This window comes from Gordonia sp. LMA484, assembly GCF_058129505.1.
Map to the genome: position 1 here is coordinate 1,442,587 of NZ_CM176700.1, position 22,866 is coordinate 1,465,452.

A 22,866-nucleotide genomic window follows, 5' to 3' on the forward strand; every position below is an offset into this window, starting at 1 on the left:
GCCTATGGGCTGTGCGGTTGCAGACCGTAGGCGCGTACCTGTGAGATGACCCAGCGGCCCTCGCGCCTCACCAGCACGTCGGTGAAACCGTGCTCGACTGCCGAGCCCGGACCGCCGAGGGAAGCAGCGACCCCGGTGACCCGCGCCCGGCCGTCGACGACCGCGACGTCGTCGGTGACCAGTTCTATGCGTTCGACGGTGCTCTCGTGGCGTGACCCCTGTGCCTCGCCGGCGAGCAGCAGACCCAGCACCTCGCGGATCGCCTGGTGCCCGCGAGCCACCTCGCCCCGCGGACTCACGAGCACCGCGTCCGGGGCCAGGCACGCGATGATGCCGTCGAGGTCCGCCCGTTGCCACGCCGCGTCATAGGCCTCCTCGACGCTGCGAACGGCCAGGCGGGTTGCGTTGGTCATCGGATCTCCGTTTCAGTCCCTCCCACGGTAGATCGTGACCTCCAGCGAGCCGCCGCATCTCGAGCCCGGGCGGTGTGGCGGCCGGCGTCCGAATCAGGGCCGCGTGAGTTCGGCGGCCAGTACGTCGAGGGACACCCCGCCCAGCGCAAGGGCTCGGGTGTGGAAGTCCTTCAAGGTCCAACCGGGATGGGTGGCGAGTGCGGCGTTCCGCGTGTTCTCCCAGACCCGTTGACCGAGCGCATAGGACGGGGCCTGCCCGGGCCACCCGAGATAGCGATTGAGCTCGAACCGCAGCACCGCGCGATCCATCGCGACGGAGTCGGTGAGGAACTGCCACGCCTTGTCGGCATCCCACGTTCCCCCGCCGAGCGCGGCAGGCGCGGGCAGCCCACAGTGCACGCCGATGTCGACGACGACCCGCGCGGCGCGTAGGCGCTGCGAGTCGAGCATGCCCATTCGATCCCCGGGATCGTCGAGCCAACCGAGTTCACCCATGAGCCGTTCGGCATAGAGCGCCCAACCCTCACCGTGTCCGGACGTGAAGGACGCGAGCTTGCGCCACGAGTTGAGATCCTCGGCGACGATCGCCGAACCCAATTGCAGGTGATGTCCGGGCACACCTTCGTGGAACACCGTCGTGGTCTCCTGCCAGGTGTGGAAGACCGTCTGTTCCGGCGGAACCGACCACCACATCCGTCCGGGCCGGGACAGGTCCGCGCTCGGCTGCGTGTAGTAGATGATCCCGGTCGAAGACGGTGCCAGTCGGCATTCGAGTCGGGTCAGCCGCGGCGGGATGTCGAAGTGGGTCCCGGCCAATCCGTCGACTGCCCGGTCGGACAACTCCTGCATCCACGCGACAAACGCATGGCGATCGGCGATCGCGTAGCGCGGCAACGTATCCAGATGCGCCATCGCATCGGGGACCGATGCGCCGGGAAGGAGGTCGGCGACGATTGCAGCCTGCTCGGCCGCGATCGACGACAACCGATCCAAACCCCACGCATACGCGTCGTCAGGGTCGACATCGGCTCCGAGATGGGCCGGCAGGTGGCGCAGGTACCGCTCGCGTCCCACCCCATCCGTCGACGTCGCGACCGGTGCGACCTCGGTGCGCAGCACGGCCGCCAGGGCCGCGAACGCCACGCCGACGTCGCCGAGTGTCGTCTCCAGCTGCCGCGCCGACGCCTCGGCGGCGGTGAGCGGGCCGGTGTTGGTGGCGATCGCATCGGCCGCATCGTCCGCCTGGGTCGCGGCGAGTTCCACCTGTCGCCGAGCGATCGCCGGCCCGTGCACGACACGGTGCCGGAGGCCGTCGATGATCGTGTCGACGCACTCGGGCACCGCCCGTAATCGAGCGAGGAACATCTCCCGAGACTCCGGTGTGTCCGACGGCATCAGGTCGAAGATGTCGCGGACGGCCTGCAGCGGCGAGGCGATCACGTTGCAGTCACCGACACGCTCCCCAGCCTCGGCCAGGGCGATCTCCCGACGCAGCGACGCCGACATGGTCGCGACCGTCACACGGTCGACGTCGTCGACAATCGGGGCGTCGGTGAGCGCATGTACCGCCGCGCGCGCGGCAGCCGCCCGGGCAGCGCACCCGCCGGGGGAGAAGTCGGTGAGCTCGTGGTCGTGCCCCGGGACGCCGATCTCGGTGGCGAACAGCGGGTCGAGACGCGACTGCTCGGCCAGGTAGTCGTCGGCGATGCGGTCGATGGCGGTCGCGGGGCGGGGGGTCGACCTGTCGGGGCCGGTCATAGGTCGTTGGTGGCGAAGGTGTCGCACCTGCGTGGGTCACCTGAGTCGTAGCCGATGGTGAACCAGCGGGAGCGCTGCTGTGCCGATCCGTGGGTCCAGCCCTCCGGGTTGGAGTTCGCACCCTGGATGGTGTCGTCGCCGATCGCCTTCGCGGTCTGGATGACGGAGTCGATCTGATCCGAGGTCAACGGTTCGAGCATCGCGTCGGGGCCCTTGTCCGCGTGGTAGGCCCACACTCCCGCGAGACAGTCGGCCTGCAGCTCGACGCGCACCGAACCGGACAGCGGACCCTGAGATCCCATCCGGTTGCCCTTCTGGAGGGCGCCGGTCAGGTTCTGCACATGATGGCCGTATTCGTGCGCGACCACATACTCCTGGGCGAGGGGACCGTCGCTGCCACCCATCTGTTCGAGCTGGACGAAGAAGGACGGGTCGAAGTAGGCCGTCTGATCGGTGGGGCAGTAGAAAGGTCCGGTTGCCGACGTCGCCGGCCCGCACCCGGTGTTCACCGATCCGGCGAAGATCTTCGTGTTCGGGGGCGTGTAGCGCGGCATGAGATCCGACCAGACGTCGTCGAGGCTGTTGGTCGTCGCGACGATCCGGCAGATGGCGTCGGTGTTGGCCTTCTCGATGGTGCACGACCGGATGTGGTCGTTCAGCTCGGCCGCACCCTGGCTGTTCACGGTGTCGTTGCCGTAGGTCGAGCCGCCGGTCAACGAGCCGGGATCGATCCCGAAGAACAGCGCGACGATGGTGACGATGAGCCCGGCGCCGCCGCCGAGCGCGATGCGGCCCATCCCGCCGCCACCTCCACCCGAGACATTGCCCGTGTCGAGGGGGCCGCCGCCCTGAAAGGTCATCTCGGTCTCCTTGCTCGCCGATCACACACCATCCGCCAGACCGGTGCGGGTGACCGGAGGTCGGCACGGTCGAGCATATTCGTCGTCGCTGTCGGCTGCCCCGGTTCGCGCGGCGGTGCCCCGCGTCACAACCCGTGTGCCCCCTCGGCGTCGGAGACGGCCGGGTGCAGGTCGTCGGTGGTCACGAAAGTAGGATTGGCGAGATTCACCACGTATCAGCTCTGGAAGGACTCTGAGTGCTCCGCACCCATCTCGCCGGTTCGCTTCGCCGCGCCGACGCCTCGCAGACCGTCACCGTCGCCGGTTGGGTCGCACGTCGCCGTGATCACGGGGGCGTGATCTTCATCGACCTGCGCGACAGCTCGGGTCTGGTCCAGGTGGTCTTCCGCGACGAGGCGGTCGCCGAGGCGGCGCACCGGCTGCGCGCCGAGTTCTGCGTCGCGGTCACCGGGGTGGTCGAGGTGCGGCCCGAGGGCAGCGAGAACCCGAACCTGGGCTCCGGTGAGATCGAGATCAACGCCGCGAAACTCGAGGTGCTCAATGCGGCCGCGCCGTTGCCGTTCCAGCTCGACGATGCTCCCGGCGAAGAGGCCCGCCTGCACTACCGGTACCTCGATCTGCGTCGCGAGGGTCCGGCCCGGGCGCTACGGCTGCGCTCGCAGGTGAATGCAGCTGCGCGCGGTGTGCTCGCCGATCACGACTTCGTCGAGATCGAGACGCCGACCCTGACCCGGTCGACCCCGGAAGGAGCCCGTGACTTCCTGGTGCCCGCTCGACTGCAGCCCGGCACGTTCTACGCGCTGCCGCAAAGCCCCCAGCTGTTCAAGCAGCTGCTGATGGTCGCCGGGATGGAGCGTTACTACCAGATCGCGCGCTGCTACCGCGACGAGGACTTCCGGGCCGACCGCCAGCCGGAGTTCACCCAGCTCGACCTCGAGATGAGCTTCGTCGACCAGGACGACGTCATCGCGCTGGCCGAAGAGGTGCTCGCCGCGTTGTGGAAGCTGATCGACGTCGAGATCACCACGCCCATCCCACGGATCACCTATGCCGACGCGATGCGCCGATTCGGCACCGACAAACCCGATCTCCGTTTCGGTATCGAGCTCGTCGAATGCACCGAGTACTTCGCCGACACCCCGTTCCGGGTGTTCCAGGCGCCCTACGTCGGTGCCGTCGTCATGCCGGGTGGTGCATCGCAGCCGCGTCGACAGCTCGACGCCTGGCAGGAGTGGGCCAAACAACGCGGCGCCAAGGGCCTGGCCTATGTGTTGGTCGGTGAGGACGGCGAACTCGGCGGCCCCGTGGCCAAGAACCTGTCCGATGCCGAGCGTGCCGGACTCGTCGCACATGTGGGGGCGAGCCCGGGCGACTGTGTGTTCTTCGGTGCCGGTGCGGTGAAGTCGTCGCGGGCGCTGCTCGGTGCGGCACGTGGTGAGATCGCCGAGCGGCTCGGCCTCATCAACGACGGGGAGTGGGCTTTCACCTGGGTGGTCGACGCCCCCTTGTTCGAACCGGCCGACGAGGCGACCGCCTCCGGTGACGTCGCCGTCGGCTCCGGCGCGTGGACCGCGGTCCATCACGCGTTCACCGCACCCAAACCCGAATCCGTCGACCAGTTGGAGTCCGATCCCGGTTCGGCGCTGGCCTACGCCTACGACATCGTGTGCAACGGAAACGAGATCGGTGGCGGATCGATCCGTATCCATCGCCGCGACGTGCAGGAGCGCGTATTCGAGATCATGGGCATCAGCCACGAGGAGGCGCAGGAGAAGTTCGGCTTCCTGCTCGACGCCTTCGCCTACGGCGCACCGCCGCACGGCGGGATCGCGTTCGGCTGGGACCGCATCACCGCGCTGCTCGCCGGCGAGAACTCGATCCGTGAGGTGATCGCGTTCCCGAAGTCCGGCGGCGGTGTCGACCCGCTCACCGATGCGCCCGCGGCGATCACCCCGCAGCAGCGCAAGGAATCGGGCATCGATGCCAAGCCGGTCTCGCGTCATCAGCCTGCCGAGAACGCGGCCGAACGTGCCGACGGCAGCGCCTGACCGTCCCGGCTCACCGGTCCCGGAGGCCCCCGCTTCCGACAGGCCGGAAATGCACCCCGGAAATGCACCCCGGAGAAGTGCCCCTCGCAGCAGCGCCGCGAACACCATGTCGATCGCGGTTCTGACGGGGACGCTTTCCCGGGGCGCTTCCCGCGCGGCGGATCACACAACGGATGGGCGTGATACCTCCCGCATATCCGGCATCGGATCGGTATCTGTGATGAGATTTCTGACATGACGATCAAGGTGGCCCTCGAGCATCGTACGAGTTACGCGTTCGATCGCCCGGCAAAGATCTTCCCCCACGTGGTACGTCTGCGGCCGGCGCCGCACTCGCGCACGCCCATCGAGGCCTACTCGCTGAAAATCGAACCGGCGGAACACTTCCTGAACTGGCAGCAGGACGCGTTCAGCAACTACATGGCCCGTCTGGTGTTCCCCGAGCCGTCCACGTCGCTGTCGATCACGGTCAGTCTGGTGGCCGACCTGACGGCGATCAACCCGTTCGACTTCTTCATCGAGGACTGGGCGGAGAACTACGGTTTCGACTACCCCGAGGAACTGAGCACCGACCTGGAGATCTTCCTGCGGCCGGTGGGGGTGACCGAGGGGGAGTTCGCCGGTTCGCCGGTGCATCCGTCGATCGCCGAATTCGCGGCCGAACACAAGCCCGGCGGCAAGGTGCGGATCATCGATTTCCTGGTGTCCCTGAATCAGGCGGTGCAGAAGGCGGTCGGCTACACGGTCCGCCTCGAGGCGGGTGTACAGACGCCCGAGTACACGCTGGCCAGCGGGATCGGTTCCTGTCGTGACTCGGCCTGGCTCCTGGTGGCGGTCCTGCGTGAACTCGGCCTGGCCGCACGCTTCGTGTCCGGCTACCTGGTCCAGCTGACCTCCGACATCAAGTCGCTCGACGGACCGTCGGGCCCGGACGCCGACTTCACCGACCTGCACGCGTGGACCGAGGTCTATCTGCCCGGCGCGGGCTGGGTGGGGATGGACCCGACGTCGGGTCTGTTCGCGGGCGAGGGCCACATCCCGCTCGCGGCGACGCCGAGCCCGGGCGGTGCCGCCCCGATCACCGGCGCGACCGGGCCCTGCCACGCCACGCTGGACTTCTCCAACACCGTGTCCCGCTTCCACGAGGACCCGCGGGTGACGCTGCCGTACACGCCGTCGCAGTGGGAGCGCGTGCAGGAGTTGGGCGCCGCCGTCGACGCGAAGATGAAGGAGAACGACGTCCGGCTCACCATGGGTGGGGAGCCGACGTTCGTCTCGATCGACAACCAGACCGACCCGGAGTGGACAACGGCCGCCGACGGCCCGCACAAGCGGGAGTTGGCATCGGACCTCGCGGCCCGCCTCAAGGAGGCCTACGCACCGACCGGATTGGTGCAGCGCAGTCAGGGCAAGTGGTACCCGGGTGAACCGCTGCCGCGCTGGCAGATCGCGCTGATGTGGCGTGCCGACGGACTGCCCATCTGGCGACGTCCCGAACTCCTGGCCGACCCGTGGTCCACCCGCGCGGAGGCACAGGCGAGCATCGACGTCGAGTCGAGCGGCCCGAAACCAGGGACCCGCGGATCATCGGGGACGGCCGAGAAACTGCTCGCCGCATTCGCGACCCGCCTGAGGCTTCCGCTGTCCCAGGTCATGCCGGCCTTCGAGGACCCGCTGCTGCGGATGCGAGACCTGGCGGCGCTGCCGCCCGGCGACCCCGGCGACGACCCGACGCTGCGCACCTACGTCGCCGCCCAACTCGCCGAGGCCGCGGTCGAGGCGGCCGACGCCGACGAGGACCTCACACCGCCGGAGGACTCCACCCCGGCCCGTCGGGCATTGCTGGAGAAGCTCGACGAAGCGGTCAGCGCGCCGACCGCGTACGTGCTGCCGCTGAGCCGGTCCGAGGACGAGACCGCTTGGCAGAGCGCGCGCTGGACGACCCGCCGCGGCCGGCTGGTGCTCACCCCCGGCACATCGCCCGCCGGCCTCAGGCTGCCGTTGAACTCGCTGTCCTGGGGGCCCGCACCGACGATGTTCGAGGTCGACCCGTCGGCCCGTCCGGGCCCGCTGCCCGACGATCCGGCAGAGGCACTCGGCTGGACGGTCAAGGAGATGGACCCGAGCGCGTTCGTGCCGCGGTCCGCTGTGGTCGCCGAGATGCGGGGCGGCGTGCTGTATGTGTTCCTGCCGCCCACCGCGTCGCTCGAGGAGTACCTGGCGATCGTCGAGATGGTCGAGGACGCGGCGGCCGACATCGACACCCCGGTGGTGATCGAGGGATACGGCGCGCCGGCGGACGGGCGCCTCATCACGCTGACCGTCACGCCGGATCCCGGTGTCATCGAGGTCAACATCCAGCCCACCGACAGTTTCGCCGAACAGTCCGAGCTGCTCGAGTCCCTGTATGACCATGCCCGCCGGTCGCGCCTGGGAACCGAGACGTTCGACCTCGACGGCAGCCACGGCGGCACCGGCGGCGGTAACCACATCACTCTCGGCGGATCCACCCCGGCGGATTCACCGATGTTGCGACGCCCCGACCTGCTGGTCTCGATGCTGACGTACTGGCAACGGCATCCGGCGTTGTCATACCTGTTCTCCGGACGGTTCGTCGGCACCACGTCGCAGGCCCCCCGTGTCGACGAGGGGCGCGAGTCGTCGTTGTACGAGCTGGAGATCGCCTTCGCCGAGATCGATCGACTCGCGGTGAAGGCGGGCGGTGCGAGCGCGATCGATGCGCCGCCGAACCCGTGGGTCACCGACCGAGCGCTGCGGCATCTGCTCACCGACATCACCGGCAACACCCACCGGGCCGAGTTCTGCATCGACAAGCTCTACAGCCCGGATTCGCCGCGTGGCCGGCTCGGTCTGCTGGAGCTGCGTGCCTTCGAGATGCCGCCGCACCACCGGATGGCGATGGTGCAGTCGCTGCTCGTGCGTTCGCTCGTGGCGTGGTTCTGGGAGAACCCCTACCGGGGCCGACTGATCCGGCACGGCGCGGATCTGCACGGTAAATACCTGTTGCCGCACTACATCATCGCCGACATCGCCGCGGTCGCCGAGGAACTCCGAGAGGCGGGCTACCCGTTCGACACGGCATGGCTGGACCCGTTCACCGAGTTCCGCTTCCCCCGGCTGGGGACGGTGCAGATCCGCGACCACGAGGTCGAGTTGCGCGGTGCGATCGAGCCCTGGAACACCCTCGGGGAGGAGTCCACCGGGATGGGCACCGCGCGTTACGTCGACTCGTCCATCGAGCGCGTCCAGGTCCGGGTCCTCGGCGGTGAGGACGACCGGTTCATGCTCACCTGCAACGGTTTCCCGATTCCGCTTCGGCCGACCGGGCGTACCGGAGAGCGGGTCGCCGGCATCCGGTTCCGCGCATGGCAGCCGCCGAGTGCCCTGCACCCGACGATCAGTGTCGACACGCCGTTGACGTTCGACCTGGTGGACACGGTGTCGGAGCGGTCGGTGGGCGGTGCGACCTATCACGTGGTGCACCCCGGTGGCCGGGCCTACGACCGCCCACCGGTCAATGCCGTCGAGGCGGAGTCTCGGCGCAACGGCCGGTTCGAGGCAACCGGGCACACCAGCGGTGTCGTCGACGTGGGACTGCTGCGCGAGCGTCACGCGCGGATCGCGACCGATTCCGGGGTCCCGGCAATCCTCGATCTGCGTCGGGCACGTACAGTTCTCCGGTGACTGTTTCGTCGGGCAACACGTTGCCCGGGGTGTTCGATCGATACCGTCCCGACGGTTCCGCGCTGTTCGATGTGACCCGGATCGACGCCCGTCCGGCGCCGCTGAGCGCCACGCCCGCCCCGTTCGACGAGATGGTCGATCCCGCCGGACGCACCCGCACCGCGTGGAAAGAGCTCGTGGACGGCTACGCGCTGCGTGGTGACGCCCGCCTGCAGGCGGCAGCGGCCCGTCTGGCCACCGCGGTGGGCGACGAGGGCGTCGTCTACAACGAATTCGACGGGGTGCAGACCGTCGCCCGTGACTGGCAGATCGACCCGGTACCCCTCATCGTCGACGGGGTCGAGTGGTCGGACGTCGAGAAGGCCGTCATCCAGCGATCGACCCTGTTCGATCTGCTCATGCGCGACCTGTATCGGGATCAGAAGACCGTCCGGTCCGGACTCATCCCGCCGGAGATGGTCTTCGGCCACCCCGGTTACATCCGCAAGGCCGCGCGGCTCGAGGTCCCCGGTCCGCACGCCCTGTTCCTGCACGCGCTCGACCTCGGACGCGCTCCCGATGGCAGGTTCGAGGTGTTCGCCGACCGTACCCAGGCGCCTTCCGGGATCGGGTTCGCGATCGTCGACCGCAAGCTGCTGTCCCGGACGTTCCCACAACTCTTCCAGGCCTGCGCGCCGCGGTCGGTGACGAACTTCGTCGGCACCATCCGGCTGGCCCTCTTCGACTACGCCCCGCCGGGGGTCGACGACCCGACCGTCGCGGTGCTCAGTCCCGGGAGCATGTCCGAGACGGCGTTCGACCAGGCCCACCTGGCGTCGGTGCTGGGCCTGCCGCTTGTCGAGGGCAGCGATCTCACCGTGCGGGACGGTGTCGTGTACATGCGCTCGCTGGGCAAGTTCAAGCGGGTCGACGTCCTGTTGCGACGTGTGGACGCGGAGTTCGCGGATCCGCTCGATCTACGCACCGACTCGCGCCTCGGCGTCGCCGGACTCGTGGAGGCCATCTCACGGGGCACAGTCACCGTGGTGAACACGTTGGGCAGCGGAGTGCTGGAGAACCCGGCCCTGCACACCGTGCTGGCGAAACTGGCTCCGGTGCTGCTCGACGAGGAGCTCGCGATGCCGTCGGTGCCGACGCTGTGGGCAGGGGACAACCTGCAGCGCGGCAAGATCGTCGCCGACCTTGACTCCTTCGTGCTCACCAATTTCCGCACCGGGGAGGAACTGCTGGGACCGATGATGACCGCCGCCTCCCGTACCGAGCTGGCGGCCCGGATCGAGACGCAACGATGGCAGTGGGTCGCACGAGAGTTGCGCCCCTACTCGGTGGCGCCGACGATGACCGCCGGGCGGTTCGCGGGGTCGGGGAGCGGGCTCGTGCGCGCCGCTCCGGTCGGGATCAGGGCGTTCAGCGTCGCCCAGGGCCCCACCTACGCAGTGATGCCCGGCGGGTTGGGTGCCGTGCTCGCCGATGGTGTCGCCGGGTCCGCGCAGCGTTCGGTGGCCGCCAAGGACGTCTGGGTGACCAGCGCCGACGTCGGCGGACATGTCTCCCGCAAGTCCGTCACCAAGGCGGATGTGGCGGAGGCGCCGACCTCGCGCGGTGCCGGCCGGCCGGCCCGGGTCACCGAGTACTCCGACGTCGCCGCCGCCGCCAGTCCGCGCGTCCTGGCGGATCTGTTCTGGTTCGGCCGTTACGGCGAGCGCACCGACGCGACCACCCGGTTGGCGAAGGTGGCGCGTGAGCGGTACCAGGAGGTCCAGTACCGGCCGTGGATGAGCGGCAGCGCGGCGGTCCCACAGGTGCTGCACGCCGCGGCGATCGTCACCGGGACCGCCGCCTACCTCGACACCGCCCACCTGACCGCCGAGCACGATGATCAGCCGACCGCGCCGGATCGGGTCGCCGAGGCCATCATCAAGCTCACCGATCTCACCGTGGCGCGCGCGGTGCCCGGGACCATCGCGCACTCGGTGGACCGGCTGGTGTCGACGGCGCGCGCGGTTCGGGATCAGATGTCGACCAGCACCTGGATGGTTCTCGCGCCGGTGGAGCGGGCGATCGAACAGCTCAGCGCCCATGTGCGCGCCGGCCGTGACGGTCGCCTCGAAGTGCCCGACGACGCACTCGACCTGGGCTCCGAACTGGGCCACGCGCAGGACGAGGTGCTGCACGGGGTGCTGGCGCTCGCCGGTCTGCAGGCCGAGTCGATGGTGCATGACGCAGGCTGGCGTTTCATGGACATCGGCCGTCGGATCGAGCGCGCGGTGACGCTCGCGGATCTGACCCGTGCGCTGTTCACCAACCACCGTGATCGGGAGGTCGAGCAGGCGCTGCTCGAGTCCTATCTCGTGGCCAACGAGTCGTCGGTGATCTACCGCAGACGAAACCGGGGTCTCTACCAGCTCGAGGCGGTCGGAGAGTTGTTGTTCTTCGACGAGTCCAACCCGCGCGCGATGACCTATCAGCTGACCCGCATGCACGATGACCTTGCCGACCTTCCCGATGCACTCCGTTCGGCAAGCGCGGAGCGGATCGTCGAGGAGATGATCGCCGAGCTCCGACGGTCCGACCCCGACGATCTCGCCGCCGTGGATGCCGACGGGCGCCGTGGCGAGCTCGACGAACTGATGACGGCACTGGGTGCCGGCGCACGGGAGCTGTCCGAGGTGCTGGACCGTACGAGATTCGCCTCGCCGGTACAGGCCCAGCCGATCTGGGGCGGGGGAGGTGTCGACGCGCCGTGAGCAGTCCCGTTCCCACCCCGGGTTCCGACCGCACCCGGCGATACCGTGTGCTGCACCGCACCTGCTACACCTACGACGATGTCGTCTCGTCGTCCTACGGCCGGTGCTATCTCATCCCGCGAGAACTGCCCGGTCAGCGCGTCCTCGAGGCCGATGTCCGCATCGAGCCGGAACCAGACGACTGGTCCACCGGCGTGGATGTCTACGGCAACACCGATTGTTACTTTCACGTCCGGACCGATCACGACGAACTCGTGGTCACCGGGACGTCCGTCGTCGAGGTCGATCCGCCCGACGCCGGTGTCCTGCTGTCGCCGGCCGCGCTCGGCCCGTGGGAGCTGGCACGCCCGGCGGTGGTCGGTCACGCCGGTGCGGGTGTGACGGAGTTCGCCCTCGACCTCTATCCGCCCGAGATCACCCCGGCGGTGGTCGACTACGCGCAGCAGGTCTTCACGCCCGGACGACCGACGATCGAGGCGGTCACCGACCTCACCAGCAGGATCTTCCGCGACTTCACCTACAAATCCGGCTCGACCGCCATCAGCACCCGGGTGGACACGGTCCTCGAGCGGCGGATGGGTGTCTGCCAGGACTTCGCCCGCGTCGCGATCGCCTGTCTGCGGTCGGTGGGACTCGCCGCACGCTACGAATCCGGGTATCTCGCGACGGACCCGCCGCCGGGCCGGGAACGCATCTTCGGCGCCGACGCCAGCCACGCGTGGGCGGCGGTGTGGTTGCCGGGGGATCACTGGGTGGCGTTCGACCCCACCAACGACAAGCTCGTCGACGAACGCCACGTCACGGTGGCCTGGGGTCGCGACTACGACGACGTTCCGCCGCTGCGCGGGGTGATCTACACGGAATCGAAGAAGAGTCGTATCGACGTCGCGGTCGACGTCAGTCCGATCGATGTCCTCGACGCGGCCGTCGAGGCGGCGGGCGGGTCGGAGGACACACCCCGGGCGGCCGTGGACTGATCTCACAGACCGGATGGCGGATCGGTGGGCCCCAGGTCACGGATACCCGCTCGGTCGTCCTCCGAACAGATGACACCGCCGGAGGCGCCGCTCCGCGGAACGATCGGTGTTGTGCGAGACAGGATCTGGTGAAGTGACAGTTTGTCGGTGGCAACTGTGTTGCAGATGGGTGAAGGGTAGTGACGCGTCGTTCTCGGATTGGGTAGGTTGGTTGTCGACATGACGGTTATCACTGAGAGTCGCATTGCCAGTGTGGTGCGCGCGGCCGAGTCGGTGCTCTCGCATCGAGCCGGTTCCTCCGTCACCCTCGCCGACCCGGAAGACCTCGGTGGCAGCGGCCGCACCGTGGTGGTGCGGGCGCGGGTGATGGCCAACCCTCTGTCGATGGATCGCACCTTGGTGATCAAGGCGCTGCCCGCCGACGAGGATCCGCGCGCTTTCCACCGTGAGTTGGCGTCCTACAAATACGCCACCGCGTTGCCCAACGAGTCCCGGCCGGGTCCCCAGTTGATCGCATCCGACCCGGACGTGCGTCTGCTCGTCCTCACCGACCTCGGACACGGTCGCACGATGAACTCGCTGCTGTCGGGCACGGACGCGGTCGAGGCGTCGCACGCGGTCAGCGCCTGGGGGCAGGCGCTGGGGCGTATGCACGCCGCCACGGTCGGCGGGGAGGGCGACTTCCTGGCCATCCTGCGCCGCCATGCGTCCGGTCTCGAGAGCTCCGACATCCTCGGCGAGTCGGCGGCCCGCGCCGTCAGCGACGCACCGTCGCACCTGGACCGACTGGGCGTCGAGCTCCCCACCGAGGTGTTGGAACGGATGCAGTCGGCGTGTGAGCTCGTCGCCGCCGGTGACCACCGTGCGTTCAGCCCGTCCGACGTCGGCCCGGAGAACATCCTCATCAACGATGACGGCGTCCAGTTCATGGACTACGAATGGGGCGGCTTCCGGGATGCCACGCTCGACATCGCCTACGCACTGGTGACCTGCGGCGCACAGCTGTCGCCGTCCAACGCCGCCCATCGTGCCGAGCTCGAGATCTCGATGGTCGACGCGTGGCGGTCGGAGGTCACGCCGATCTGGCCCTCCCTCGGTCACGACCGGGAATGTGCGCGCAAGATCACGAATGCCCGACTGTTGTGGACGTGGCTGTCCACCGTCTGGATGCTGCCGGTGCACGACGGGGTCGTCATAGTGGCGATACCCCAGGTCAGCCCCGCCGGATACACCCACGACTGGGCGCTGCACACCAACGACCCCCGCGTGGTCGTGGCGCGATGGACGGACCTGGCGACGGCCGCCGTCCGTTCCGGGGAGTCCGGCATCGCGGAGTTCGCCACGCAGCTCGGGGCCGCGCTGCAGCGCACCTGGCTGCGCTGACGCCGCCGCCATGGATGGGCTCTTCGACCCGCCGAATGCAGGCTCACCGGAGAGTGCCGGAGGCCTGCGTGCCGGGACACCGTTCGCCGGGCCGGTCGCCGCGAATGCGCCGCTCGCGGTCCGCATGCGCCCCCGATCGCTCGACGAGATCGTGGGGCAGGGGCATCTGCTGGGGACCGGTTCGCCGCTCCGCAGGCTGATCAACGGGTCGGGCGCGGCGTCGGTGATGCTGTACGGACCACCCGGCACCGGCAAGACCACCATGGCATCGCTGATCTCACAGGCCACCGGCGGCCGATTCGAGGCGTTGTCCGCCCTCTCGGCGGGCGTCAAGGAAGTGCGCGCCGTGATCGACGTCGCCCGACGGCGGCTCATCGACGGTCAACAGACAGTGCTGTTCATCGACGAGGTGCATCGGTTCTCCAAGACCCAGCAGGACGCCCTGCTGGACGCGGTGGAGAACCGCATCGTCCTGCTGGTCGCGGCCACCACGGAGAACCCGTCGTTCTCGGTGGTCTCGCCGCTGTTGTCGCGGTCGTTGGTGCTGCAACTCCGCTCGCTGTCCGGTGACGACATCCGGGAGGTGCTCCGTCGGGCCATCACCGACCCGCGCGGTCTCGACGGGCAGGTCGAGGTCAGCGAGGATGCGCTGGATCATCTGGTCGCCGTTGCCGCGGGCGATGCCCGCCGCGCGCTGACCGCACTGGAGGCCAGCGCGGACGCGGCAACACGGGACGAGCAGTCCGACGACGGGGATGCGAGTGCGGACGGACGAGCCGCGGACCCCACCTCGGGCACGTTCCGGCGGGTCCTCGACGTCGCCGACGTCGAGGCGGCGATCGACCGGGCCGCCGTCCGGTACGACCGCGCCGGCGATCAGCACTATGACGTCACCAGCGCCTTCATCAAGTCCATCCGCGGCTCCGACGTCGACGCCGCACTGCACTACCTGGCGCGGATGATCGCAGCCGGCGAGGACCCGCGCTTCATCGCCCGGCGCCTGATGATCCACGCCAGCGAGGACATCGGCATGGCCGACCCGATGGCGTTGCAGACCGCGGTCGCCGCGGCGCAGGTCGTCGCCCTCGTCGGGATGCCCGAGGCGAAACTGGCCCTCACCCAGGCGACGATCCACCTCGCCACCGCCCCCAAGTCGGCGGGGGTGGTCTCGGCGATCGGCGCCGCGCTCGCCGATGTCGAGGCCGGCCGCTCCGGTGCGGTACCCGCCCATCTGCGCGACAGCCATTACGCCGGCGCGAAAGGGCTCGGCAGCGGTATCGGCTACCGCTATCCGCACGACGACCCGGACGGGGTCGTGGCGCAGCAGTATGCGCCGGATGACCTGGTCGGCGTCGACTACTACCAGCCGACCGATCACGGCTTCGAACGTGAGATCAGTGCGCGGCTGGGAAAGTTGCGCTCGATCGTGCGTCGCGCCGTGGCGAGGAGGCGTTGAGGCACTCCGCGCTGGTCCACACCGCATACCGGGCACCGAAAGCCAGGAGAAGCCGCGTCTGGTGTCGGTGGTCGGTCCACCGTCATCGGGGTGACGCGCCGCATGGCGGTAGGCTGGTATGTCGCAGTTCGTCGGCGTTGCGGACAACTCCGCGACCGGGCCCGCGCCCGCCCGGCGACCCATCCGATACCACACGAACCGACTGACCCCGACCGAGGACGACAACCCAGTGCAGACGCATGAGATCCGGCAGCGATTCCTGGATCACTTCATCAAGGCAGGACATACCGAGGTGCCCAGCGCCTCACTCATCCTGGACGACCCGAACCTGCTGTTCGTCAACGCCGGCATGGTGCCGTTCAAGCCTTACTTCCTCGGTGAACAGACCCCGCCGTTCGACCGCGCGACGAGCGTGCAGAAGTGCGTGCGCACCCTCGACATCGACGAGGTCGGCATCACGACCCGGCACAACACGTTCTTCCAGATGGCCGGCAACTTCTCCTTCGGCGACTACTTCAAACGCGAGGCCATCAACTTCGCGTGGACGTTGCTCACCAACAGCGTCGCCGAGGGCGGCTACGGCATCGACCCGGAGAAACTGTGGCCGACGGTCTACCTCGACGACGACGAGGCCGAGGCGATCTGGCGCGATGAGATCGGGGTGCCCGCCGAACGCATCCAGCGGCGTGGTCTGAAGGACAACTACTGGTCGATGGGTGTGCCCGGGCCGTGTGGCCCGTGTTCGGAGATCTTCTACGACCGTGGGCCGGCCTACGGACAGGAAGGCGGGCCGGAAGCCGACGAGGACCGCTACATCGAGATCTGGAATCTCGTGTTCATGCAGAACGTCCGCGGACCCGGCGGGGGCAAGGACAACTACGAGATCCTCGGACCGCTGCCCAAGAAGAACATCGACACCGGCATGGGCATCGAGCGGGTCGCCTGCATCCTGCAGGGCGTCGACAACGTCTACGAGACCGACCTGCTCAAGCCGATCATCGACCTCGCCGCACGCCTGACCGGACGCGCCTACGGGGCAGGCAACCACGAGGACGACGTCCGGTTCCGCGTGATCGCCGACCACGCCCGCACCTCGGCGCTGCTCATCGGTGACGGTGTGCTGCCGGGCAATGATGGTCGCGGTTATGTACTGCGTCGGCTGCTGCGGCGAGTCGTCCGGTCGGTGCGCCTCCTGACCGCCGGGAGCGAAGCAAGCGGGGTCGCCGCCAAGGCCGCGGATCAGCCCACCATGGACGATTTCATCAGTCTTGTCGTCGACACCATGTCGCCGTCGTACCCGAACCTCGCCGAACAGCGCGATCACATCATCGACGTGGCCGTGGCCGAGGAGGCCTCGTTCAGCAAGACACTGGCGGCCGGATCGAAGCTGTTCGCCGACGCCGCGGCCTCCACCAAGGCGGCCCAGCGGTCCACCCTGAGCGGCGACGACGCATTCACCCTGCACGACACATACGGCTTCCCGATCGATCTCACGCTCGAGATGGCCGCCGAAGCCGGTCTCGCGGTCGACCAGGAGGGCTTCACCGCGTTGATGGCCGAGCAGAAGCAGCGGGCGAAGGCCGACGCGACCGCCCGCAAGGCCGGCCACGCCGATATGTCGGCGTACCGCGAGTTCATCGACGACAGCCCGACGACGTTCACCGGCTTCGACGAGTTGGTCTCCGAGGCGCGCGTGTTGGGTCTGATCGCCGACGGCACCCGGGTGCCGGCCGCCACCGCGGGCCAGGAGCTCGTCGTGGTGCTCGACCGCACCCCGCTGTATGCCGAATCCGGTGGTCAGATGGCCGACATCGGCACGATCACCACCGGCAACGGCGTCCGCCTGCGCGTCACCGACGTGCAGAAGGCGGGCAAGAAGGTGTGGCTGCACAAGGTGGTCGTGGACGAGGGCGAGGTCGCCGAGGGCGACGAAGTCATCGCCGCGGTCGATCAGACCTGGCGCCACGGGGCGACACAGGGGCACTCGGGAACCCATATGGTCCATGCCGCTCTGCGTGAGGTACTCGGTCCCACCGCAACCCAGGCGGGGTCGTTGAACCGGCCGGGCTACCTGCGTTTCGACTTCCACTCGGGCAAGCCGCTGTCGGAGAGCCAACGCCGCGAGATCGAGGAGATCAGCAATGCGGCGGTGGAGTCGAACTATCCGGTGAACACATTCGAGACCGGCCTGACCGAGGCGAAGTCGATGGGTGCCATCGCGTTGTTCGGTGAGAACTACGGCGACGTGGTGCGCGTCGTCGAGATCGGCGGACCGTTCTCGATGGAATTGTGCGGTGGCACACATGTCGGGTCCTCGGCCCAGATCGGTCCCGTGACGCTGATCGGCGAGTCGTCGGTGGGTTCCGGTGTCCGCCGCGTCGAGGCCTATGTCGGGATGGATTCCTTCCGCTACCTGTCGAAGGAGCGTGCGCTGCTGGCCGGTCTCGCATCCTCGTTCAAGGTGCCGTCCGACGAGGTCCCGGGCCGTGTCGAACAGTTGGTGACCCGGCTGCGCGACGCCGAGAAGGAGATCGAGCGCCTGCGTGAGGAATCGGCCCGGGCCGCTGCGGGTGGACTCATCGACGGCGCCGTGATCGTGGCCGACACCCTCGTCGTCGGGGGCCGATTGCCGGACGGACTCGACGGCAACGGTCTACGCTCGCTCGCGACCGACCTGCGTGGCCGGGTCGCCGACCGTGCCGCGGTGATCGCGGTGTTCTCCTCGTCCGCCAACGGAGACGGGACCAAGGTGCCCTTCGTCGTTGCGACCACCGAGGGCGCCCGGAAGAGCGGTATCAAGGCGGGTGACATCGTCAAGGAGATCGCGCCGCTGATCGGCGGACGCGGAGGTGGAAAGCCTGATCTCGCACAGGGTTCGGGTACGGACGCGGCCGGTGTCGACGCGGCGATGACCCGGATTCGTGAACTCGTCCGGGACCGATGACCCTGACGCGTGGGCGTCGATTGGGCGTCGATGTCGGATCGGTACGGATCGGGGTCGCGGTGTGTGACCCCGACGGCATTCTGGCGACACCTGTCGAGACCGTGGCGCGCACACCGCGCGGCGACGGCGACATCCAACGCATCGCGGCGCTCGTCGAGGAGTACGAGGCCGTGGGTGTGGTGGTCGGTCTGCCCAAGACCCTGCGGAACGAGAACGGTGCTGCGGCCGTACTGGCCCGCGACTTCGGTGAGCAACTCGCCGAACGGATTCGGCCGGTGGGTGTCGAATATCACGACGAGCGGCTGACCACGGTCACCGCGACCCAAGCCCTTCGGGCAAGTGGGGTGAAAGCGAAATCCTCGCGCGCCGTGATTGATCAGGCGGCTGCGGTCGCTATCCTGCAGGGGTGGCTGGATACGCGACGATGACTTCTGCATGCGTACGGCCAATCAGCACAGCGCAATTCGTGATCGCGAACCGAGCATGTCGCAAGACCGAATCTCGCGGGAACCTGGGAGGAACCGCTCGGTGACCGACGAACGCCATCGACCGCGGCGACACGACATCTCCGATCAGCCGACCGAACAGCTGGATCTGGACCGGTTGCGGTACTTCACGCAGCCCGCCGACGGCAAACCGTCGACACGCCACCGTCGGCGCCGGGAAGCCGGAGCGGACGGCCCGCCGACGGGGCCGCACCCGGCCGTCCCGCCGCCCGCCGCGCCCGAGGCGCGGACACCCACCTCGCCCCGCGGCGGGTCCACGGATTCGTGGCCGGCACCGCCCGGCCGGCCGGCCGGCCGGCGCCAGGCCCCACCGCATGCACCATCGCCGGACGTCACGTCGCCACCGAGTCGACCGGAGCGGGTCATGCCCCGGCGCATACCTGCGGCGCCCCCGCCGCAGGAGTATGTCGATGACCGTGACCAGTCGCTGACTCTTCGATCCGGTGAATACGCCGACCCGCTGCGCAGTGCCGTGCCGCACAGGTCCCGTGCCGGGGCGCGGGCCGAGGTAGCGGACACCGCAACCGCCCCGGTGGTCGATGTGGACGATGACTTCGTCGCCGCCGACCTCGACGACGACACCGTGGACGAGCGCCCCTCGCGCCGACGTCGCACGAAGAGACGCAAGCCGGTGACCGTGCCGGGGGAGCAGCGGCCCGCGTCGCGACGGCGTACACGGCGCCGCATCGTGCTCGCCGTGGTGTTGGCCTGCATGCTGGCTCTGGTGGCCGGCGTCGGATTCGTCGGTCTCCGTTCGCTCGGCGTGTTCGAGAACCACAAGGACTACACCGACGCCGCGGGAACCGGCGATGTCATCGTCGACATCCCGCAGGATTCGACCCTCATGGATTTCGGCAGGATTCTCGAGCGCGACGACGTCGTCGGCAGCGCGCTGGCCTTCGTCGACGCGGCCGACGGCCAGGCGATGTCGGGCGGCTTCTACAAACTGCGGACCGAGATCCCCGCGGCCACCGCGGTGGAGATGATGACCGACGGCACCGAGCACCGGGTCGGCCGCATGGTGGTGCCCGAGGGTCTGCAACTCGACAACAAGAACGGCGTCGACGGCAAGACGACACCGGGCATCTTCCAGATGATCGCCGACGCGACCGCCGTCACCGTCAACGGGCAGCGAATCGGGGCCGACGTCCCGGCCCTCGAAAAGGCGGCCGCCGACTCATCGCCGGAAGCGCTGGGTGTACCCGACTGGGCGCGGCCGACCGTGGAGAAGTTGACGGGCGATCACCGGCGCATCGAAGGCCTGATCGCTCCGGGAACCTGGGAGACGATCGACCCGACGCACTCGGCGACGCAGATCCTGCACGATCTGATCGTGGCCAGCGCGGCCCGCTTCGAACAATGGGGGCTGCTCGAGCAACGCGACTCCGGGCTCAGCCCGTACGAGACGCTCGTCGCCGCCTCGCTGGTCGAACGGGAGGTGGCCAACCCCACCGACTACGCGAAGGTGGCCCGGGTCATCCTCAACAGACTCGCCAAAGGTCAACGGCTGGAGATGGATTCCACCGCTAATTACACCGCCACGGTCACCAACATCGACGTGTACGGCGACGCCTACAAGGCCGACAACGATTGGAACACCTACCGGATCCAGGGCTTGCCGGTCACTCCGATCGGCGCCGTGGGCGAGCGTGCGCTCGAGGCGGTGGAGCATCCGGCCGAGGGCGACTGGCTGTACTTCGTGACCATCGACCGCGAGGGCACCACCCTCTTCGCCGCCACCTTCGACCAGCACAAGCAGAACCGTGAGAAAGCATGCGAGAACAAGCTGTTGAGCACCGGGTGCGGCTGACCGACGTGGGTGACACCGCACGACGCGCCGCCGTCCTCGGCTCCCCGGTCGGGCACTCGCGCTCACCGGACCTTCATCTGGCAGCGTATCGCGCACTCGGTCTGACCGACTGGACCTATGATCGGATCGATTGCACGGCAGAACAATTGCCCGATCTGGTCTCCGGTCTCGCCGCTGAATTCGTGGGTCTGTCGGTCACGATGCCGGCCAAGCTGGCGGCGTTGGCCTACGCCGATGAGCGAACCGCCCGCGCCGAACTCGTGGGCTCCGCGAACACCTTGGTGCGCACCGCGGACGGGTGGCGGGCCGATTGCACCGACATCGACGGAATGACCGGTGCGCTCGCCGAGGTCGGCGCCGATGCCGCGGTGAACGCCACCGCGACACTGATCGGGAACGGCGGCACCGCGTTGCCGTCCGTTGCGGCGCTCGCCGAGAAGGAATTCACCGACCTCGCCATCGTCGCTCGGGATGCGGCACGCGCAGAGCCGGTCGTCGAACTGGCGCAGCGGCTCGGCATGACGACCTCCGTGCTGGGGTTTGACGCCGACGACACGCTCGCCGAGCGTGCGCGCAGCAGCGGGGTGGTGATCTCGACCGTGCCCGCCGACGGCGCGAGCTCGCTGGTGTCCGTGCTCGCCGGGGCCCCGCGGCTGGTCGACGTGATCTATCACCCGTGGCCGACACCGCTGGCCGGTGCGGTCGCTGCCGCGGGCGGGAAGGTCGTCGGCGGGCTCGTGATGTTGCTGCACCAGGCGTTCAGCCAGGTGGAACAGTTCACCGGACGACCCGCCCCGCGTGCGGCGATGGCGGCGGCGCTCGACGCTCGCTGATTCCGGGCGCAAGTCGGATCCAGCCTGTGGAAGAAATCTCGGCGCCGCGCTCCTCGTGGGGCACGCTCGACGCATGTGCCTGTGGATCATGCTGCTGTGGCTGTCCCGGATCACCGTCGCCGACCTGCGGACCCGTCGCATCCCGACGTCATCGCTCTGGCCCGGGATCGCGGCGACACTCGCCTACACCCCGGTCGAGCCGACGGTCGGCCTCGCGGCCGTCCTGACCGCGGCGCCGTATGCCGTTGCCGCGCTCGCCGGCCTCTGCGGTGGTGGCGATGTGAAATTGGCTTTCGTGCTCGGTGGCCTGCTCGCCGACGTCGCGACCGGCCTGATCGCGGTGCTCGTCGCTGCGCTGTTCGGTCTCGCTGCACACGTTGTCGCCCGACGGGTCGACGCCCAACCGCACGCTCCGGCGCTGATCGCCGCGACCGTCTGCGTGCTCACGTTCGTCGCATGAACAGCAGATGCTCTCGTGGCCTGATGGCCACCGCATGGTCGCGGTGTCCAGAGACGGCGCCCGCCGGCAGTGTCATGGCCATTCAGCGACGGCAGGTCCGGACGAGATGAACCGGACCCGCCGCTCACGCGCTGATCGCGGGACTCACCCTGCGATGACGACGTCCCCGAAGTGCTTGGTGAAGCGGGGCTGGCCGTTCCAGGCGGTCACGCCGCCATCCACCGCGATCTCCTGACCGGTCACGTAGGACGCCAGGTCCGAGGCCAGGAACAGCATGACCTTGGCGATCTCCATCGGCACTCCCACACGAGACATCGGGATGTTGTCCATGTAGCTCTGGAACGCGTCCGGATGCCCGCGCAACGGGCCGGTCAGCTGCGTCTCGATCAGACCGGGGGAGATGCAGTTGACGCGGATGTTGTCGAGCGCGTAGTCCAGGGCCAGGTTGCGGGTGTAGTTGATCACGCCGCCCTTGGCCGCCGCGTAGGCGTTGAACCCGTAGTCCGCGCGGGTGCCCGACACCGAGGCGGTGTTGATGATGCTGCCACCCTGCTTCATCAGGTGGGGCAGTGCGTGACGGCACGTATGGAACACGGCGTTGAGGTCGACGTCGATGATCTTGTGCCAGTCGGCCGGATCGATGAGGTGGGTGCGGCCGTAGATGCCGTAGCCGGCGTTGTTGACCAGGATGTCCAGGCCGCCGAGGAATCCGACGGCCTGTTCGATCATCGGTCCGATCTGCTCGGCCTCGGCGAGATCGACCTCGCAGAATGTGGCCTTGGGGCCCAGCTCGTCGGCCAGCTGCTTGCCGCGATCGGCGTTCATGTCGGCGATCACGACGCTGGCGCCGTGTTCGAGGAACAGCCGTACGGTCTGTTCGCCGATGCCGTTGGCGCCGCCGGTGATGATGGCCTTCTTGTCGTTGAGCATTCCCATGAGAGTTCCTTGTCGTGTTGGGGGAGTAGG

The 22,866-nt window shown here is 68.6% G+C and carries 15 protein-coding genes; 11 read left to right on the forward strand and 4 right to left on the reverse strand.

From position 1 onward, the window contains the following. Positions 1-2 precede the first annotated feature (2 nt). The 3 genes from AC4AMJ_RS06145 to ypfJ form a co-directional block, all read right to left on the reverse strand. The gene (locus AC4AMJ_RS06145) at positions 3-413 is read right to left on the reverse strand and encodes a YybH family protein (RefSeq protein ID WP_489894988.1); all 411 of its coding nucleotides are present in this window, start codon (positions 411-413) and stop codon (positions 3-5) included. Between the two features lie 93 nt (positions 414-506). Then, positions 507-2,171, reverse strand: a complete 1,665-nt coding sequence (locus AC4AMJ_RS06150; protein ID WP_489917532.1) for a DUF885 domain-containing protein — start codon at positions 2,169-2,171, stop codon at positions 507-509. Further along, positions 2,168-3,031 (reverse strand): KPN_02809 family neutral zinc metallopeptidase, encoded by an 864-nt coding sequence (gene ypfJ, locus AC4AMJ_RS06155; RefSeq protein WP_489894992.1) that lies wholly within the window; start codon positions 3,029-3,031, stop codon positions 2,168-2,170. The genes AC4AMJ_RS06150 and ypfJ overlap by 4 nt, the downstream gene beginning before the upstream one ends. Before the next feature lie 236 nt (positions 3,032-3,267). Here ypfJ and aspS point away from each other — a divergent pair, with 236 nt between their 5' ends. The 11 genes from aspS to AC4AMJ_RS06210 all read left to right on the forward strand — a co-directional run bounded on the left by aspS (position 3,268) and on the right by AC4AMJ_RS06210 (position 21,900). Further along, complete coding sequence (gene aspS / locus AC4AMJ_RS06160) at positions 3,268-5,079, forward strand: aspartate--tRNA ligase (RefSeq protein ID WP_489917533.1); 1,812 nt, start codon at positions 3,268-3,270, stop codon at positions 5,077-5,079. A gap of 234 nt (positions 5,080-5,313) precedes the next feature. Beyond that, positions 5,314-8,784 carry a transglutaminase family protein gene (locus AC4AMJ_RS06165; protein ID WP_489917534.1) on the forward strand — a complete coding sequence of 1,157 codons (3,471 nt, stop codon included), beginning with the start codon at positions 5,314-5,316 and terminating at the stop codon, positions 8,782-8,784. Between the two features lie 29 nt (positions 8,785-8,813). Next, complete coding sequence (locus AC4AMJ_RS06170; RefSeq protein WP_489918381.1) at positions 8,814-11,531, forward strand: circularly permuted type 2 ATP-grasp protein; 2,718 nt, start codon at positions 8,814-8,816, stop codon at positions 11,529-11,531. Further along, complete coding sequence (locus tag AC4AMJ_RS06175) at positions 11,528-12,508, forward strand: transglutaminase family protein (protein ID WP_489894998.1); 981 nt, start codon at positions 11,528-11,530, stop codon at positions 12,506-12,508. Before AC4AMJ_RS06170 ends, AC4AMJ_RS06175 begins: the two co-directional genes overlap by 4 nt. A gap of 219 nt (positions 12,509-12,727) precedes the next feature. Continuing rightward, on the forward strand, positions 12,728-13,891 hold the full coding sequence (locus tag AC4AMJ_RS06180; RefSeq protein WP_489917535.1) for a phosphotransferase family protein: 1,164 nt from the start codon (positions 12,728-12,730) through the stop codon (positions 13,889-13,891). A gap of 10 nt (positions 13,892-13,901) precedes the next feature. After that, positions 13,902-15,347, forward strand: coding sequence for a replication-associated recombination protein A (locus AC4AMJ_RS06185; RefSeq protein WP_489895002.1), 1,446 nt, complete (start codon positions 13,902-13,904; stop codon positions 15,345-15,347). Between the two features lie 229 nt (positions 15,348-15,576). Further along, positions 15,577-18,291, forward strand: coding sequence for an alanine--tRNA ligase (gene alaS / locus AC4AMJ_RS06190; RefSeq protein ID WP_489900861.1), 2,715 nt, complete (start codon positions 15,577-15,579; stop codon positions 18,289-18,291). Continuing rightward, positions 18,288-18,719 carry a Holliday junction resolvase RuvX gene (gene ruvX, locus AC4AMJ_RS06195; protein WP_489895004.1) on the forward strand — a complete coding sequence of 144 codons (432 nt, stop codon included), beginning with the start codon at positions 18,288-18,290 and terminating at the stop codon, positions 18,717-18,719. Before alaS ends, ruvX begins: the two co-directional genes overlap by 4 nt. Positions 18,720-18,819: 100 nt before the next feature. Then, positions 18,820-20,607, forward strand: a complete 1,788-nt coding sequence (mltG, locus tag AC4AMJ_RS06200; protein WP_489895006.1) for an endolytic transglycosylase MltG — start codon at positions 18,820-18,822, stop codon at positions 20,605-20,607. Next, entirely contained in the window at positions 20,571-21,440 is an 870-nt protein-coding gene (locus tag AC4AMJ_RS06205) for a shikimate dehydrogenase (protein ID WP_489895008.1), read from the forward strand. The genes mltG and AC4AMJ_RS06205 overlap by 37 nt, the downstream gene beginning before the upstream one ends. Positions 21,441-21,513: 73 nt before the next feature. Further along, the gene (locus tag AC4AMJ_RS06210) at positions 21,514-21,900 is read left to right on the forward strand and encodes a prepilin peptidase (RefSeq protein WP_489895010.1); all 387 of its coding nucleotides are present in this window, start codon (positions 21,514-21,516) and stop codon (positions 21,898-21,900) included. A gap of 144 nt (positions 21,901-22,044) precedes the next feature. Here the strand turns inward: AC4AMJ_RS06210 and budC are convergent, their stop codons facing one another. Next, positions 22,045-22,836, reverse strand: a complete 792-nt coding sequence (budC, locus tag AC4AMJ_RS06215; RefSeq protein ID WP_489895012.1) for a meso-2,3-butanediol dehydrogenase — start codon at positions 22,834-22,836, stop codon at positions 22,045-22,047. Positions 22,837-22,866 lie beyond the last annotated feature (30 nt).

Excerpts from the sequence above, each read along its gene's own strand:
- AC4AMJ_RS06180 (WP_489917535.1), top strand. The coding sequence starts at position 12,728 with ATGACGGTTATCACTGAGAGTCGCATTGCCAGTGTGGTGCGCGCGGCC.
- AC4AMJ_RS06165 (WP_489917534.1), top strand. The coding sequence starts at position 5,314 with ATGACGATCAAGGTGGCCCTCGAGCATCGTACGAGTTACGCGTTCGAT.
- ypfJ (WP_489894992.1), bottom strand. The coding sequence starts at position 3,031 with ATGACCTTTCAGGGCGGCGGCCCCCTCGACACGGGCAATGTCTCGGGT.
- budC (WP_489895012.1), bottom strand. The coding sequence starts at position 22,836 with ATGGGAATGCTCAACGACAAGAAGGCCATCATCACCGGCGGCGCCAAC.
- AC4AMJ_RS06185 (WP_489895002.1), top strand. The coding sequence starts at position 13,902 with ATGGATGGGCTCTTCGACCCGCCGAATGCAGGCTCACCGGAGAGTGCC.
- AC4AMJ_RS06145 (WP_489894988.1), bottom strand. The coding sequence starts at position 413 with ATGACCAACGCAACCCGCCTGGCCGTTCGCAGCGTCGAGGAGGCCTAT.
- AC4AMJ_RS06210 (WP_489895010.1), top strand. The coding sequence starts at position 21,514 with ATGTGCCTGTGGATCATGCTGCTGTGGCTGTCCCGGATCACCGTCGCC.
- AC4AMJ_RS06205 (WP_489895008.1), top strand. The coding sequence starts at position 20,571 with ATGCGAGAACAAGCTGTTGAGCACCGGGTGCGGCTGACCGACGTGGGT.
- AC4AMJ_RS06150 (WP_489917532.1), bottom strand. The coding sequence starts at position 2,171 with ATGACCGGCCCCGACAGGTCGACCCCCCGCCCCGCGACCGCCATCGAC.
- ruvX (WP_489895004.1), top strand. The coding sequence starts at position 18,288 with ATGACCCTGACGCGTGGGCGTCGATTGGGCGTCGATGTCGGATCGGTA.